Origin of the sequence: Aeromonas sp. LsrichE-8G (genome assembly GCF_022869435.1) — a bacterium.
Classification (GTDB): Bacteria; Pseudomonadota; Gammaproteobacteria; order Enterobacterales; family Aeromonadaceae; genus Aeromonas; species Aeromonas caviae.
Genome location: NZ_JALIHH010000002.1, coordinates 1 through 17,538 on the forward strand (window position 1 = coordinate 1; position 17,538 = coordinate 17,538).

Annotated in this window: 8 protein-coding genes and 4 tRNA genes; 7 read left to right on the forward strand and 5 right to left on the reverse strand. The window is 53.1% G+C overall.

Annotated features, from left to right (window positions below):
* The first annotated feature begins 213 nt into the window (after nucleotides 1–213).
* Nucleotides 214–1,017, forward strand: coding sequence for a Cof-type HAD-IIB family hydrolase (locus MUW49_RS00295; protein WP_201985636.1), 804 nt, complete (start codon nucleotides 214–216; stop codon nucleotides 1,015–1,017).
* A 70-nt stretch (nucleotides 1,018–1,087) separates the two neighbouring features.
* Here MUW49_RS00295 and MUW49_RS00300 read toward each other — a convergent pair whose 3' ends face one another.
* From MUW49_RS00300 to MUW49_RS00320, 5 genes are all read right to left on the reverse strand, one after another.
* Nucleotides 1,088–1,606 (reverse strand): lectin, encoded by a 519-nt coding sequence (locus MUW49_RS00300; RefSeq protein ID WP_049637084.1) that lies wholly within the window; start codon nucleotides 1,604–1,606, stop codon nucleotides 1,088–1,090.
* Between the two features lie 170 nt (nucleotides 1,607–1,776).
* Nucleotides 1,777–1,853, reverse strand: a tRNA-Pro gene (locus tag MUW49_RS00305).
* A 58-nt stretch (nucleotides 1,854–1,911) separates the two neighbouring features.
* A tRNA-Leu gene (locus tag MUW49_RS00310) sits at nucleotides 1,912–1,997 on the reverse strand.
* Between the two features lie 20 nt (nucleotides 1,998–2,017).
* Nucleotides 2,018–2,093, reverse strand: a tRNA-His gene (locus tag MUW49_RS00315).
* Nucleotides 2,094–2,143: 50 nt separating this feature from the next.
* A tRNA-Arg gene (locus MUW49_RS00320) sits at nucleotides 2,144–2,220 on the reverse strand.
* A 263-nt stretch (nucleotides 2,221–2,483) separates the two neighbouring features.
* Here MUW49_RS00320 and MUW49_RS00325 point away from each other — a divergent pair.
* The 6 genes from MUW49_RS00325 (at nucleotide 2,484) to MUW49_RS00350 (ending at nucleotide 17,321) form a co-directional block, all read left to right on the forward strand.
* Nucleotides 2,484–3,074, forward strand: coding sequence for a TetR/AcrR family transcriptional regulator (locus MUW49_RS00325; RefSeq protein ID WP_244812288.1), 591 nt, complete (start codon nucleotides 2,484–2,486; stop codon nucleotides 3,072–3,074).
* Nucleotides 3,071–4,177: an efflux RND transporter periplasmic adaptor subunit gene (locus MUW49_RS00330; RefSeq protein WP_244812289.1), complete on the forward strand. Its 1,107-nt coding sequence runs from the start codon at nucleotides 3,071–3,073 to the stop codon at nucleotides 4,175–4,177. The genes MUW49_RS00325 and MUW49_RS00330 overlap by 4 nt, the downstream gene beginning before the upstream one ends.
* Before the next feature lie 15 nt (nucleotides 4,178–4,192).
* The gene (locus tag MUW49_RS00335; RefSeq protein ID WP_244812290.1) at nucleotides 4,193–7,273 is read left to right on the forward strand and encodes a multidrug efflux RND transporter permease subunit; all 3,081 of its coding nucleotides are present in this window, start codon (nucleotides 4,193–4,195) and stop codon (nucleotides 7,271–7,273) included.
* A 120-nt stretch (nucleotides 7,274–7,393) separates the two neighbouring features.
* Entirely contained in the window at nucleotides 7,394–9,352 is a 1,959-nt protein-coding gene (locus MUW49_RS00340) for an ATP-binding protein (RefSeq protein ID WP_244812291.1), read from the forward strand.
* Between the two features lie 76 nt (nucleotides 9,353–9,428).
* A complete protein-coding gene (gene gorA / locus MUW49_RS00345; RefSeq protein WP_244812292.1) occupies nucleotides 9,429–10,778 on the forward strand; it encodes a glutathione-disulfide reductase in 1,350 nt (449 codons plus the stop codon).
* A gap of 396 nt (nucleotides 10,779–11,174) precedes the next feature.
* Nucleotides 11,175–17,321: an ATP-binding protein gene (locus MUW49_RS00350; RefSeq protein ID WP_244812293.1), complete on the forward strand. Its 6,147-nt coding sequence runs from the start codon at nucleotides 11,175–11,177 to the stop codon at nucleotides 17,319–17,321.
* Nucleotides 17,322–17,538: the final 217 nt, after the last annotated feature.

The window sequence follows — 17,538 nt, forward strand, 5'->3', positions numbered from 1 at the left end:
ATGACGGTATAACCTGGCCAGAAGGAGGCAATATCAATATGATGCACGGCGACAGCAGGGTGATGGTGGTGGTGTGTTTGGCGACAACCAGTTTACCAGCACCCTGTCTGTCAACTTCCACTTTCCCAGGATCCCGCGAAGAACCTAAATAAATGGGGTGACGGCAGACGCTGGGGTACACTCCCCCGGCGTTCAATTGAAGTCGAGGTAATGATGTTCAAGGTAGTTGTGTCCGATCTCGATGGTACCCTGCTCAACGGGCAGCACCAGATCTCCTCCCGCACCCGGGATACCCTGCACCGTCTGGTCGATCAGGGCGTCAAGTTCGTGGTCGCCACCGGCCGTCACCATGTGGATGTACGCAGCATCCGCGATGCACTGGGGCTGGATATCTACCTCATTACCTCCAACGGCGCCGTGGTACACGACAAGCAGGATCAGCTGGTCTACAACCAGGCGCTGCCGAGCACGGTGGCGGCCGAGCTGATCGCCATGGAGCGCGACCCATCCATCCACATCAACGTCTACTACGGCGACGAGTGGCTGGTGGAAGAGGAGCTGCCCTGGTTGCTGAAGTTCCATCACGACTCCGGCTTCAGCTACCGCCTGGCTGATCTCGCCAGCCACCCGAAGGACAGGGTCAACAAGGTGTTCTACATCGGCGACCACGACAAGCTGCTGAAGATAGAGGCGCACCTCAACCAGCAATATGGTGATCGACTCAACGTCACCTTCTCCCTGCCTGACTGCCTCGAGGTGATGCATGCCGGTGTGCACAAGGGTAATGCCGTGCGCGCCGTGCTGGAGCAGCACGGCCTGGAGATGTCACAGGCCGTGGCCTTCGGCGATGGCATGAACGACTTCGAGATGCTGAGCATGGTGGGCCGTGGTGTGGTCATGGGCAACGCCCACGATCGCCTCAAGCAGGCCCTGCCAGAGCACGAACAGACCCTCACTTCCGATGAAGATGGCGTTGCCGTCTATCTGGAGAAACTGTTCGCCTCCCAGACCCGCTGATTAGGCATCCCCATCGCGGATCGAAAAAGGGTGGCCCATGTGGCCACCCTTTTTGTTTCTCGCTCTCTTGTCACCACGCCAGTGCCGGGTGCATCAGACGGTTCAACAGCGTGCCGGATGGCGTCCACTCAAAGCTCTGGTTGGCGCCGCCATAGCATTCGGCGAGGCGCAGGGGGACGGCCGGCTTATGACGGCGACCCGCCACATCCAGGCGCAGCGACACCTGCCGATTAAACAGACGATCCCCCTGCCACTGCCATTGATGGCTCTCCTCCCGGCACACCTCCATCCCCAGACCATCTTCCCCTCTGGCGACCAGGCAATCCCCGGCCAGTTGCAGGGCGCCGACATCCCAGCTGAATGACTGGTTCGGTTGCTGATCGCAGGGCTGGGTCAGCAGACGGCCCTGCTCGCTCAGGGTCACGCAGAAGCCACCACTGGTTACCAAGGTGGCCTCGAGTTCGGCCTTTGGCTTGGGGGCGGCGCCCATCAGAAGATCTTCCGGTTTCGGCTGCAGGGCGCAACCACCCAGCAGCAGTGCGGCCATGGCCAGCACGGAGAGTTGAAGAGAAGTGATATGGTGATGCATAGGCCTTGTATCTGGTCCGTGCCCGAGCGTCCCCTGTCTCGCGGCTCCGGGCCCAGCATACCGAACTCGTGGCGAACAGGCGCCTGAAGAAGTGTAAAAAGACGTGACGGGAAAAAGCGGAAGAGAAACGCCAAAAAGCAAAAACCCCGCCTGAGCGGGGTTTTCAAATGTGGTCGGTGATAAAGGATTCGAACCTTTGACCCTCTGGTCCCAAACCAGATGCGCTACCGGGCTGCGCTAATCACCGAGGGGTATTCTAAAAACACAAAGATGACCATCTGGTCATCCTCGTCATACAGCAAGTATGGTGCGAAGAGAGGGACTCGAACCCTCACACCCGGGGGGCACTAACACCTGAAGCTAGCGCGTCTACCAATTCCGCCACCTTCGCGTACCTGACAAGCTGTAAAATGGGGTGGCTGATGGGGCTCGAACCCACGACAACCGGAATCACAATCCGGGACTCTACCAACTGAGCTACAGCCACCACAGCTGTTTTCGTTCTTCAACACGCCCGTTTAACCGGCGCACTTTTGATGGTGCGCCCGACAGGATTCGAACCTGTGACCTCTGCCTCCGGAGGGCAGCGCTCTATCCAGCTGAGCTACGGGCGCTACGCTGTCGAACGGGGCGCATTATTGATGATGATGCCGACCTTGTCTACTCTTTTTTTGACACAAAGAATCAAGTGCCTGTTTTTCAATCACTTCCGACCCTTTTCAACTATTTTTGTTTTGTTCAGGCTGGATCCAGCAATTCCCCACTACTTTTTGAATCCCTCACCCCATAGGGTCAGAGATGATGGGCAATGCTTGACTTGCCTTTGCGCCCACCTAGAATGAATGAACGTTCATTCAGTCGTTGACCTCTGATAACCATGGATAAGAAAGAACGCATTTTCGAAGCAGCTCACGAGATCCTCGGCGAGCAGGGCTTGTACGGCCTTTCCATTGCCGTGGTCGCCAAGAAAGCCAAGGTGGCGGCAGGCACCATCTATCGCTATTTCAGCGACAAGGATGACCTGATCCGCCAGCTCTATCAGCACACTATCCTCAAGTGTCATCCCCTGGTCATGGAAGGTGTGCAGATAGAAGAGGTGTCCTATGAGCAGTATCGGCGCCTCTGGCTCAACATCGATGCCATCTTCACCAGCTACCCCAATGCACTCAAGTGCAAATTGCAGTACGAAAGTTCTCCATTGGGGGCTGAATTGGAGCGGGATCCGGTCATAATGGCGACGTGGGCGCCACTTGAGCGCTTCTTTGAGCAAGGACGCCAACAGGGACTCTTCATCGATCTCCCCATTCTGGTGTTGCAAGCATTGAGTCTGGATTGCGTGGCCAACCTGGCACAGCAACGCCGGGTTCACGATTTCGAATTGACGCAGGAACAGCTGGAGACGGTCATCCGGGCCAGCTGGAATGCCATTTTAAACCCTAATGTTTCCATCACAGGAGCCTGTTCATGAAAAAGTGGATGGCCGTCATGCTGCTGATAGCACTCGCCCTGTTTGGCAGTGTCATCGGTTTCAATATGTTCAAACAGAAGAAGATCGCAGAGTTCATGGCCAATCGTCCCGAGCCAGAGTTCCCGGTGACCGCCATGGTGACCAAGGCCCAGGACTGGGTCCCCACCATAGAGGCGATCGGCTTCATCGAGCCGAATCAGGGGGTCACCCTCTCCAGCGAGCTGTCAGGCACCATCGACGCCATCCGGTTTGAATCCGGGGCGCACGTCAAGGCGGATCAGCTGCTGCTGAGCCTGGACTCCAGCGTGGAAAAGGCCAACCTGAACTCTTCCCAGGCCAGACTGCCGGCGGCCCGGGCCAAGTTCGAGCGCTACAAGAACCTGTACCAGAAGAACTCCATCTCCCGGGACCAGCTGGATGATGCCGAGGCGAGCTACCGCTCCCTGGAAGCGGACATAGACAGCCTGAAGGCCACCATAGCCCGTCGCGAGGTGCGCGCCCCCTTCAGCGGCGCCGTGGGCCTGCGCAACGTATTCCTCGGCCAGTACCTGGAGCCGGGAACCGAGATAGTGCGGCTGGAAGACACCAGCGTGATGCGCCTGCGCTTCACCGTGCCCCAGACCGACATCTCCAAAATCACCCTGGGCCAAACCATCAAGATCAACGTGGATGCCTATCCCCAGACCCAGTTTGACGGCCAGATCACCGCCATCGAACCTGCGGTCAACTACCAGAGCGGCCTGGTCCAGGTGCAGGCGGACATCCCGAACAACGAGGGCCAGCTCCGCTCCGGCATGTTCGCCCGCGCCAGCATCATACTGCCCACGGTGAAGGATCAGATCGTGATCCCGCAGTCCGCCATCTCCTTCACCCTCTATGGCGAGAACGTCTACGTCATTCACGAGGTGGACGGCGTGAAACGCGCCAAGCAGGTAGTGGTCAAGGCGGGTGAGCGCCGTGGCAACGACGTCCATGTGCTCTCCGGCATCAAGGCCGGCGATCAAATCGTGCTGTCGGGCCAGGTTCGCCTGAGCAACGACACCAAGGTACGCGTGGTCGAGAACGATGCCCTCGCCGTCCCGGCACAAACCCCGATGCTGTAAACGCGGAGATCTGCGATGCGATTTACCGACATATTCATAAAACGGCCGGTGCTGGCGATCTCGCTCAGCTTCCTGATAGCCCTGCTGGGCTTCCAGGCCATCTTCAAGATGCAGGTGCGGGAATACCCCGAGGTCACCAACACGGTGATTACGGTCACCACCAGCTACTACGGCGCCAGTTCGGACCTGATCCAGGGCTTCATCACCCAGCCGCTGGAGCAGGCGGTCGCACAAGCCGACAACATCGACTTCATGACCTCCTCGAGCCAGCTGGGCAGCTCCACGGTAACGGCCTACATGAAGCTGAACACCGACCCCAATGCCGCGCTGTCCGACATCCTGGCCAAGGTCAACTCGGTGCGTTCCCAGTTGCCCAAAGAGGCGGAAGACCCCTCGGTCACCTCCTCCACCGGCTCCACCACGGCGGTGCTCTACATGGGCTTCACCAGCCCTGAGCTCAACTCCAGCCAGATCACCGACTACCTGGAACGGGTCATCAAGCCCCAGCTGTTCACCGTGGGCGGGGTCTCCAAGGTGGATCTGTACGGCGGGGTCGAGTTCGCCCTGCGGGTGTGGCTGGATCCGGCCAAGATGGCCGCCTTTGACCTGACCTCCAGCGACGTGATGACGGTGCTCAACAGCAACAACTATCAGTCTGCCACCGGCCAGGCCACGGGTTACTTCACCCTGTTCAACGGCAACGCCGAAACCCAGGTCAGCAACATCGAGGAGCTCAAGCGCCTGGTGGTGGCGACCCGGGACAGCAAGGTGATCCGCCTCTCCGACATCGCCAAGGTGTCGCTGGAGAAGAGCCACGACATCTATCGCGCCAGCGCCAACGGCCGCGAGGCCGTGGTATTGGCCATCAACGCGGCGCCGACCGCCAACCCCATCAACATCGCCCACGATGTGCTGGAGCTGCTGCCGAGCCTGAAGAGCAACATGCCGAGCACCATGCAGGTGAACGTCCTGTATGACTCCACCATCGCCATCAACGAGTCCATCCACGAGGTCATCAAGACCATACTGGAGGCGGCCGCCATAGTGCTGGTCGTGATCACCCTGTTCCTGGGTTCGTTCCGGGCGGTCATCATCCCCATCATCACCATACCGCTGAGCCTCATCGGGGTGGTGATGATGATGGACATGTTCGGCTTCTCGATAAACCTCATGACCCTGCTGGCCATGGTGCTGGCGATCGGCCTGGTGGTGGATGACGCCATCGTGGTGCTGGAGAACGTCGACCGTCACATCAAGGAAGGGGAAGAGCCGTTCCGGGCCGCCATCATAGGCACCCGGGAGATCGCCGTGCCCGTCATCGCCATGACGGTCACCCTGGCCGCGGTGTACGCGCCCATCGCCCTGATGGGGGGCATCACAGGCTCCCTGTTCAAGGAGTTCGCGCTGACCCTGGCGGGGGCGGTCTTCGTCTCCGGCATCATCGCCCTGACCCTGTCGCCCATGATGTGCGCCAAGATGCTCAGGGCCAACGAGGAGCCGGGCAAGTTCGAGCGTACCGTGCACGATCTGCTGGACCGGATGACGGCCCGCTACGACAGCATGCTGCATGCCGTGATGCAAAAGCGCATCGTGGTCATCCTGTTCGCCGTCATCGTGTTCGCCAGCCTGCCGCTGCTGTTCAAGTTCATCCCGAGCGAATTGGCCCCGTCCGAGGACAAGGGGGTCATGGCCGTGCTGGGCACGGCGCCCTCCAACGCCAACCTGGACTACATCGAAAACACCATGGCGGACGTGAACAAGATCCTGGACGACCAGCCCGAGATCGCCTACTCCCAGGTCTTCTCCGGGGTGTTCAACGCCAACCAGGCCTTCGGCATCGCCTCCATGGTGCCCTGGAGCCAGCGTGAGGCGAGCCAGAAAGAGGTGCTGGATCGGGTCGCCGGTCTGGTGAAGGACATCCCCGGGATGGCCATCACCACCTTCCAGTTCCCCGAGCTGCCGGGTGCGTCGAGCGGTCTGCCCATCCAGTTCGTCATCACCACCCCGAACAGCTTCGAGAGCCTGTTCCTGATCGCGGGTGAGATGCTGGCGGCCACCCAGGCCAACGGCCAGTTCGTCTATTCGGATCTCGATCTGAACTACGACTCGGCCACCATGAAGATCAGCATCGACAAGGACAAGGCGGGTGCCTACGGCATCACCATGCAGGACATCGGCATCACCATGGGCACCATGATGGCGGACGGTTACGTCAACCGTATCGATCTGGATGGCCGCTCCTACGAGGTGATCCCGCAGGTGGAACGCAAGTACCGCCTGAACCCCGAGTCCCTCAAGGGCTACTACGTGCGCGCCGCCGACGGCAAGTCGATCCCGCTGGGCAGCCTGATCAAGATTGAGGTGGTGGGCGAGCCCCGTGCCCTGCCCCACTTCAACCAGCTGAACTCCGCCACCATAGGCGCCGTTCCGGCACCTGGCGTGGCCATGGGGGATGCGATCAACTGGTTCAAGGCCACCGCGGAAGAGAAGCTGCCCCAAGGCTATCGTTATGACTTCATGGGGGAAGCCCGCCAGTTCGTGACCGAAGGCAATGCGCTCTACGCCACCTTCGCCCTGGCCCTGGCCATCATCTTCCTGGTGCTGGCAATCCAGTTCGAATCGGTGCGCGATCCCCTGGTGATCATGGTGTCGGTGCCGCTCGCCATCAGCGGCGCGCTGATCGCCCTGGCATGGGGCATGGCCACCATGAACATCTACTCCCAGGTCGGTCTCATCACGCTGGTCGGTCTGATTACCAAGCACGGTATTCTGATCTGCGAGGTGGCGAAGGAGGAGCAGCTGCTGCACGGCCTGAACCGGATGCAGGCCGTGATGCAGGCCGCCAAGGTGCGTCTGCGCCCCATCCTGATGACCACGGCAGCCATGATCGCCGGTCTGATCCCCCTGCTCTATGCCTCGGGGGCGGGCGCGGCCCAGCGCTTCAGCATAGGCATCGTCATCGTGGCGGGGCTGGCCATCGGCACCCTGTTCACCCTGTTCGTGCTGCCGGTCATCTACACCTTCCTGGCATCCGAGCACAAGCCGCTGCCGGAATTCGACGAATCCATCCCGGCAAAAGCCAAGGGCGGTCACTGATCCCAGCCCACACAAACAAGGCCCCGAAAGGGGCCTTGTTTTTATCCATTGGATGACACACGACATAAGTCCATGAAGCAGTTAAACTAAACCGCACTCAATCCAGACCGCAAGGACGCCATGTCAGGAATCTTCTCCAAGGCCGTCGGCCTTAACGGACTCTCTTATCGTCTGCTTTCCTACATTCTGATCTGCAGTACGGTGCTGGCACTGCTCATCACCGTGCTTCAGCTCGCCTGGGACTACAACAAGGATGTGACCGTCATCGAGGCCAGCATCGGCCAGATCGAGGCCTCCTTCCTGCAACCCATCTCGGCCAGTCTCTGGAATCTGGATGAAGAGCAGGTGAAGGTGCAGATCGAGGGCATCATGAACCTGCCCAACATGCAGTTCGTCATGGTCAAGGAGATGCTGGGCAATTCGGAAGTGCCCCTGCTCACCCAGGGGGTGGAGCAGCCCCAATACGACATCTCCCGCGAGTTCACCCTGAGCTATCAGGGGGAAGTGGTCGGCAAGCTGTTCGTCGCCGCCTCCCTGGAGCAGGTCTACCAGCGCCTCATCGAGAAATCCGTGCTGATCCTGGTCAGCCAGACCATCAAGACCCTGGTCGTCTCGTTCTGCATCCTGGTCATCATTTACTATCTGGTGATCCGTCATATCAACCGCATCGTCAGCTATGCCCAGAAACTGAGCCTGGATCGCCTCGCGGTGGAGCTGACCCTGGAAGGTCGCCCCCTGCCCCGCAAGTCCCCTGATGAATTCGATACCCTGGCCGCCACCCTCAACCAGATGCGCACCCGGCTGAACGACGAGTTCACGGCCCGCCATCAGGCCGCCGATCAGCTCCAGCAGGAGCGGGACTTCTCCGCCACCCTGATCAACTCCGCCAACATGGTCATCTGCTGCATGGAGCCGGATCTCAACATCGCCAGCATCAACCCGGCGGCCATCCTGCTCACCGGCTATCACCACCAGGAGCTGTTGCAGCACAACTGGCTGGATCTCTTCGTCAGCAAGGAGCAGCGTGACGAGCTGGCCGCCACCCTGGCCGATCAGGGCGCTCTGGAGGACAGGGAGATCACCATGCACGACCAGCAGGGCAACGAGCTGGTACTGCAGTGGACCTTCGCTCCCTTCTACGAGGGGCCCAACCTCAAGTACCTGATCGGCTTTGGCTATGACATCACCCCCCTCAAAAAGGTGGAGCGGGAGATCACCCTGTTCAACGAGCAGCTGGAAGGCAAGGTGGCGGAATGCACCCGCAGCCTGAGCGATGCCAACGACCAGCTGGGCAAGGCCTATGACGATCTCAAGCAGGCCCAGCAGACCCTGGTGGAGTCGGAGAAAATGGCCTCCCTCGGTTCCCTTGTTGCCGGCGTGGCCCACGAGATCAACACCCCCATCGGCATCAGCGTCACCGCCTCCTCCTACCTGCAGGAGCGGGTGGCCGACTTCAAGCAGCATATCGAGGCCAAGCAGCTCTCCCGCACCTACCTCAACGAATTCACCCAGAATCTCGACGAGTCGATGCAACTGCTGCAAGGTAACCTGAGACGCGCCTCCGAACTCATCGCCAGCTTCAAGCAGGTAGCGGTCGATCAGTCCTCCGAGGCCCGCTACAACTTCAGCCTCGCCGACAACCTGCATCAGGTGGTGGTCTCCCTCGGCTACAAGCTCAAGAAGGCCCAGTGCGAGGTGGACATCCAGTGCGATCCCAAGCTGAGCATCTACTCCTTCCCGGGCAGCTTCACCCAGATCTATTCCAACCTGATCCTCAACTCCATCCATCACGGTTTCGATGGCTGGGACAGGCCCAGAAAGATCACCATCCAGGTGGCGCAGCAGGGAGACGAGCTGGTCATCGACTACAGTGACAACGGCCGCGGCATCCCCCCGGAGATACTGCCGCGCATCTTCGATCCCTTCGTCACCTCCAAGCGGGGCCATGGCGGCAGCGGGCTCGGCACCCACATCATCTACAACCTGGTGGTGCAACTGCTGCGCGGCCGCATCCACTGCGCCAGCGAACCGGGACAGGGTGCCCAGTTCCACATTCGCCTGCCCATCCAGCAGAACTGAGCACCGGCTCTTGTGAGCCGGCCGCTTTGTCCCCATCATGCTGTGATTGCATCCTCAACGAGCGGAGAACCTCGCAATGGCACAGCATTTTGACTACATCGCCATCGGTGGCGGCAGCGGCGGCATCGCCTCGGCCAACCGGGCCGCCATGTACGGCAAGAGAGTCGCCCTGATCGAAGCCAAAGAGCTGGGTGGCACCTGCGTCAACGTCGGCTGCGTGCCGAAGAAGGCCATGTGGTATGCCGGCCAGATAGCCGATGCCCTGAAATACGGTGCCGACTACGGCTTCGACACCACCCTCAACCACTTCAGCTGGGCCAGGCTGGTCGAATCCCGCCAGGCCTACATCGGCCGCATTCACCAGTCCTACCAGAACGTGCTGGGTAAGAACCAGATCACCGTCATCAAGGGCTTCGCCCGCTTCGTCGACAGCCATACCGTCGAGGTGAACGGCGAGCACTACAGCGCCGATCACATCCTGATTGCCACCGGCGGCCGCCCCGAGGTCCCGACCATTCCGGGCGCCGAACTGGGTATCGACTCCGACGGTTTCTTCGACCTGCAAAGCCAGCCCAAACGGGTCGCCGTGGTGGGTGCCGGCTACATCGCCGTGGAGATCGCAGGCGTGATGCAGGCGCTCGGCTCGGAGACCCATCTGGTGGTGCGCAAGCACGCGCCGCTGCGCAACTTCGACCCCATGATCCACGAGACCCTGGTGGAGATCATGGCGCAGGAAGGGCCCAGGCTGCATACCCACGCCATTCCCAAGGCCGTCATCAAGAACGCCGACGACAGCCTGACCCTGCAACTGGAAGATGGTCGCCACCTCACCGTCGACTGCCTGATCTGGGCCATCGGCCGCGTCCCGGCCACCAACAACCTCAATCTGGCTGCCGCCGGCATCGAGCTGGACGAGAAGGGTTTTATCCCCACCGACAAGTTCCAGAACACCAATGTCGCCAACCTCTACGCCGTCGGTGACAACACCGGCCGCATCCAGCTCACCCCGGTGGCTGTCGCGGCGGGCCGCCGCCTCTGTGAGCGGCTGTTCAACAACAAGCCCGACGAGCACCTCAACTACGATCTGGTGCCGACCGTGGTGTTCAGCCACCCGCCCATCGGCACCATTGGGCTGACCGAACCGGAAGCCGTCGCCGAATACGGTGAAGATCAGGTCAAGGTCTACCGCAGCCAGTTCACCGCCATGTACTCGGCGCTGACCCAGCATCGCCAGCCCACCCGGATGAAGCTGGTCTGCGTCGGCCCGGAAGAGAAGGTAGTCGGCCTGCACGGCATCGGCTTCGCCATGGACGAGATCCTGCAGGGCTTCGGCGTCGCCATGAAGATGGGCGCCACCAAGGCGGACTTCGACAACTGCGTCGCCATCCATCCAACCAGTGCGGAAGAGTTTGTCACCATGCGCTGAGGCTGAGGGAGTTGGGACATAGAGGTCAAACCGACCACGGCATCCCCACTCCCCATCCGACCTGCACAGAAGAGTTTGTTATTATGAGGGGTTAATGTAGAAAACCCACCAACACACGTTCTTACTCTAGAAAAACTGATAGGCCAGAGCATCGTTCTCTGGCCTTCATTGACTCATCGATACTAAAACGTTATGCCCCATTCAAAGTTAGCAACGCGACTTGAGATGAGCGTCACTCGCCTAATGTTGACCAAAATTGAGTAATGCGACAAAGTGACGACTGAAACGGTAGCGATTCAGTGCCCTCCTCCACCCAACTACTAATATTCGTTAAGTATATTTTTCTTAAATATCTAAAAGGAAGCGTGGCATTGTCTTTTTAAGGAGCATATTAGAGTGTCGAATACTAATTCAGGTGACGGTGAACGCACTGCAATGCTGGGGTATGTTCCGCAGTATGAAATAGCAGCAGGCTTAATATATGAAGCTTTGCTTGATGGAAGTCTTGAATGGTTTCGAGTCGCCGATCCTGATGCTGGAAGCTTGGATGACATACTGATTGCGACTACTGGTAAGCTTGATGCGTATCAGGTGAAGTGGGCGGAATACGTTGGAACAATTAGCTATGCAGATTTTGTAAGGGATAGTTCGACAAAGCAGGGAGATGAGAAACTTAGCCTTTTCAGGCAACTTTCAGAGGGATGGAAGCACTTAAGTACAAATAATAAAGATAGAATTGTAAAAGTTCATTTGCTTCATAAGTCAGTACCTAGCTCAAGCTCTAAAGCTCAAATCCCTTTAGGCGACACGGCTCCTCGACATGCTCACTTTCAATCTTTCTTGAAAGAATGTTGGTTCGATAGACGATGGTGTGAAACAGGCTTAGATACAGTATCCGTGTGCTGGCAAAAGGCACTGTTGGATCTACAGAAACGATCAAAATTTAATGATGACCAATTTTTGAATTTCATTCGCAACTGTGAGCTTGAATTCAACTATAAGCGACCAGCAGATATCCCTATAACTAATCAGGGACAAGCAAGAAAACAGGAGGATATTGGAAAAATATATAACCTCCTGACGAAAATGGCGGGAGGTGAACGTCGAATTATTGAGCTGTCCAAAGATGATATGTTAGATACGTTGGCGTGGAGTCATAGGTTTAAGCATAAGTTTGTTCATGAATTTCCTATCGATCGAACTTATCAAGAAATTGAAGAAACTGTTGGTTCTATATCTGATGTTTTATCACAAACCAAGCAGGGCTATGTCGCATTGCTTGGAAGCCCTGGCTCAGGAAAGTCAACAACGCTTACTCATACTTTAAAGTATAAAGCAGGATATAAACTAGTTAGATATTACGCATATGTACCCGATAGCACCTACCAAGGGCGTGGTGAAGCGACTACTTTTCTTCATGACATAACATTATCGCTAAGAAATCACGGCTTTCGTGGTGAAAGTTCCGGGCAGCCAGGCTCAAGAGAAGAGTACCTATCATTGTTAGGAGAGCAGCTTCAACAAGCCCATGACAAATGGAAAAATGATGGCGTAACCACCATCATAATGGTTGATGGGTTAGATCATATTCAGCGAGAACAAAACCCATTACAGAGTTTGTTGTCAGATTTGCCTCTCCCGAACACCGTGCCTGATGGAGTGATATTTGTTCTAGGTAGTCAAACGCTAGAGTTGAACGATCTTTCTGATACGATAAAGGAGCATGTCAGCCATGGAAGTCGAACCATTGTTATATCTCCTCTTACTCGGACAAATGTCTATGCAGCCATAAACGAATGGCCAGGCTGTTCCGACCTAACAGATGATAATAAGAAGAAAATTTTTGAAAAGTCATTAGGGCACCCACTATCTTTGGTTTATTTGCTGCAGTTTATTACTGGCGGATCGGGTAGGAGTTATGATGAAGCTATTGATGAATTTCCTCTTTACCAAGGGCATATTGAGCAAAGCTATTCAGTTTATTGGCGACAAATAGAGAGTAATCAGAAGCTTGTTGACTTGCTTGCGTTATTGTCAAGATTGAGGGTGCCAATAAATACTCACGTGCTTGAGAAATGGTCTGATCATTCAACTATTCGCGCTTTTATTTCAAGTGCAGCCCACTATTTCAAGAAGGATAGTGATGTAAGTTGGCGCTTTTTTCATAACAGTTTTCGACAGTTTATTTTAGACAAAACGTGCCGAAACCTATTTGGTAATTTTGATGATTCAAAAAATATTGAATATCACAAGGTATTAGCTAAACACTGTATTCAATCGTCTGAGGATAATGATCCAATGCGATGGGAGGCGGTTTACCACCTTTTTAATGCTCAGCAGATGCAAGATGTAATTGATACAGGGACTCAAAGTTACTTTAGAGACCAGTTCTTTAATCTTCGGAATACTTTGAGCTTAACAGATGATATTGACGCTGTTCTATTGTCGGCTAAGGAGCTGAATGATCCGCTTGCCGTAGTGAGATGTCTCTTAATTGAAAGTGAGCTTAGAGAGCGAAGAGACGCCCTTAATGAGGTTGATATACTTGCTCTCTTATTTTCATCGGAGGGGGTAAATTCAGCACTTAGCTACATATTCGATGGTGAACTGCTAAGGGTAAGTGATTCAGAAGCACTCAAATTTTCTAAAGTTCTAGCTGAGAACAAATTCTTTAATGAAGCTAAAAGGGTCTTTGAATCTGCTGAGCCGCTAAGTTACTTGTCAGGTGGAGACGCTATTGATCCGCATCATGGGGGAGCTGAAGATTTGAAACGATGGGCTGATGCAGCTCATTATTTCATGCCGCTAAGCGACCTTGTCTCAACTATACACCAAACGAAGTGTGAAGTTGATGGTGTGGGATCATGGAGTGGAAATGATGAAGACCTACATGCTCGCTTAATGAGACAGTTGGTCAATGGTATCTATGAAACAAAAGACGAAGAAAAAATAACTGAGCTTTTCTATTTCTTGTCAGAAAAAAGGAAGCACTTTGATAGTCTTATAGATTTATGTGTCTCCATATGCATTAACCAATATCCATTGGCTTTGATAGACACCGCATTCGAGGCTGTCATTGATTGGTCTGAAAATAATGACTTGGATTTTTCAGAAAAGTTGTTGGTTGCTGAACTGGATTACAGATCCAATGGAAATATAGAAAAAGCTAAAGAATGGATTGAAAATTTTGAACAGCCAAAACTTTATAAATATGGTGTTCATGGCCAATGGAAGAACCTAAGTCCATTCGCAGATAGAATTCGTCTTAACAGACTACGAGCAGCCCTGGGACAAGATGTTGATCCTGTTAAGTTGGTTCCAAATGAAAGCGAAAAAGAGTATACAGGAAACGTCTTATTTGAACGTGCTTTAGTGAGGTTTTCAAGCATTTGGGGACGGGGTTGGGCTGGAGAGAAGCTGCTACCAAGTTTTATTGTTCAGGAGATAAAGCCATCATTTGAATTGTTACGAAAGCCTTATGATCAAACAAGGGATTGGATTGGGTGGTATGAGTTCGAATCAGCCGCTGTTGATTACTTTAACTTCGCAATCAGGGCTGCTGCTCAGCATGGACATGATTGTATTTTGGCTTTAGCCGATGCGTTTAGAAAAGATTGGGATAAACGGCATTGGCCGACTGGCTGGCGCAGAGAGATTGCTTTCACTTTGTATAAAGAAGGATATAGCAGGGATGGTTTAGTTGACGTACTGGATCAAATCGAAAAAGAGATCCCCGATTTTGACGACATTCACTCTAAAATGTCTGAGTACTATGAACTTTCTATAATGTGGTCAAAGATTGGTAAACCAGATCGAGCGGCTAGCCTGTTACCAAAAATCTTCAAGGGTTCTTTTGGAATATATAATAGGAAAGACAGGCAATTTTCCCATTGGGTATCGTGGTTAGGTAAGTTGATCAGACAATATCCTGATTTAGCCTACGGTGAAATATGTCGATTTTCTTTGGCGTTAGTATATTTTGAACAGTCGGGAAATGGTCGTGGTACGCAGGAAGCAGGACTTGATCTCATCACTATGACCACACGTTGGAATCCGGGATATGGTTTAAAGCTCTTGAGGTGGTTATTCGATCATAAAGGGCTTGATTATGCTCCTGGCCTAACAGGGTTGCTGTCTGGAATGCTTGATGGCTCTAGTCCGCCATTGAAAGAAATATCAGTGATGACGAGAAAGCTGCTGATCCCTTTCGAAGAGTACAATCCTTCTGATCTGCCTAAAAAATTAGTGTCTCGGACCTGTCAATCCTCTGCTGATAGGGTGACGGATGAGATAGAAAAGCTTATTGCATCTATCAATGTACACTTATTGCCTTCAAATCGTTACTCGTGGTTAGAAGGGGTAGCGCTTGGCGTCAGGGAAGCGGGGTTGGACAATAGTTTTTATGCCTCAATGGCGATTTCTACTCCCCAGGAAAAGCATGTTACTCATGAACCTTCTCTGACACTAAATACAGGAGAAAAACTTACAGAAGAAGAGACTCAACTGAAAATAAATTCTCCTGAAAACCTTTTTCAGCTTCTTCGAACTGTGAAATCCGTTGAATATTTCCGCTGGATGAACTTAATTCAACCTTTTTTAAAAGGTATGAATGTCCCTCAATTAGAGGAACTCTATAAGCTCTTAAAGCCAGTTAAACCTGATAATAATGTTGTTTCTTGTATTGCTGGTGCATTGTCTTCACATGGTGAAGTGGATAAAGCGAACAGTTTATTAGAAGGTTTATTCGATAACTCAGATGCTAAAGGTTGGGATTTGCATTGGGATGGGGGTTCTAGACAGTCGATATTTAGAGCCCTTGTTGAAATTGATGCTAAACAGTGGCGCCCTAAAGCGCTCGCTTGTTTAGTTGATGATTACATTGGTGAATATAGGTATCCAAGCAGTTTAATTTGGAACTTACCAGAAATTGTCGATATCCTCTTTGAGGATAAAGATATCCTGCCCATTTGGAAGGAAATCAAAGAACATGCATACCAGCTAGACGCTTTTGAACAAGGGGCTGAGAAACCACCGGCACTGTTAGATGACATTGGCGAGAAGAAGGATGCTAGTTTACTCATTGAGTTTGCATTCGATATGCTTGATGTGGCTATTCCTGAATTAGGGGTTATGGCTCATCAGGCAATCGTTGACTTGGCTAAAATTGAAAAAAATTGGCCAGAGATTCTTAGGCAAGTAGCTCATAGAATAGACAAAATTGGGTTGACGCAGGTAAAAGTAGTATCTTTGTTAAGCAGCTTAGCAAAGGATTTCAAAGGGTTTGTTCTTCAATTTGAGCAGGAAATATCTTCACTCTGTGCGTCGGAAGACTTTAGTGTGAGGATGATTGCCTTGGATTTGTCTAGTAGGCTAGAAATAAAAGGTCGGCTACCTCCATATGAACGCTCAAAGTTACCTTTGATATACGGATTGGAGTTACCAGAAATAAGTAATAAAAAGGAAGCTATTCCTTTTTCAGCTATCCGTCCTGGAGAAACACTTCCTGATGTTGATGACCCGATTGAGTTGCTTAGACCTTTGATGACTGAAGCGATGCTTGTGGCTGATATGTCAAACGTACCGTTTGAAAATTTAGCCTACAAAGTTTGTGAATTTATGAAAACTTTGATTCCAGAGAGTGAATGGAATAAGCAGGCTGAGGAAATTTATAGAAACTGGTTGGAAGGCGTTGGACTAAAGCTGACCTATCATCGACTGAGACCAAAAGTGGCCAAGCTAGCTCTCTCATATGCGGTATGCGAGTTATTGGATGCAGGGCGAATACCTCCTCAAGGAGTTGATCTTCTGCGAGCTATTTTCAAACGTAGTGATGAATTGTTATTGGGGCTTGAGCCCGCTATTAGACCTGAGTGCATTGTTGTACCGAAAGCAAAAGATCGAAATATATCTCATAAGCACAATGAGTGGTTGGAAAATATTGAACAAGGTATTACACAATTTGAGGATCGAATAGACACTGGAAAACAAATTATTGGTGAACTTACAACCTGGAGCTGGCTAGATTGGGATTTACCGACGGAGGTTCGTATGTCTACAGTCTGTCATCCTGAATGGAATAACGATGTAGAAGTTACCTCACCTTATGCTTTCTTCCCAAGTATGATGCATTGGTCTGCAGTTGATTACCCTAGAATCACTGCTACCAGAGAACCATCACTGGTAATTTATGGTACAGGTTCATACATCGATCATGGAGGCATTGAGTGGTTAGCACTAAATCCATCTATTGGTTTGTTCCTAGGTTGGTCTATTTCTGATGAAGGAGTGTTTCGCTGGATCAATGAGAAAGGGGATGTAATGGTTGAAAGCATTTATTGGAAAGATGGTCCTATTTCTCGACAACCACCTAAAATGGATGATATTTGTTCGAATGGATGGCTTGTCATTGCCTCTGACGAGGCAGTTGAAAAAATCAGGGAAGTCATTGGCGAAGCGACAAAAGTAAATGCAGTAATACGTAGTTATGGTCGAAATACATACGACCCTGACACTACTTCCATCCAACAACGAATTAATTGGTAGTCACATTGGTATCGTTGTGCATTGTTGCATAGATCTGCTAGAGGTAGCTATCACCATGCGCTAACCGTATATCAAGGTCACAGCAACTTGCTCCCAAACCCGGCCCAGGCCGGGTTTTTTGTGCCTTGCCCGTCCACCAGCCGGCAAAACCCGCCTTCTTTACGCCGATTTTACGCCAGCCAAATCGGGCTTTATGGCGCCTTTACGCCCGTTTTAC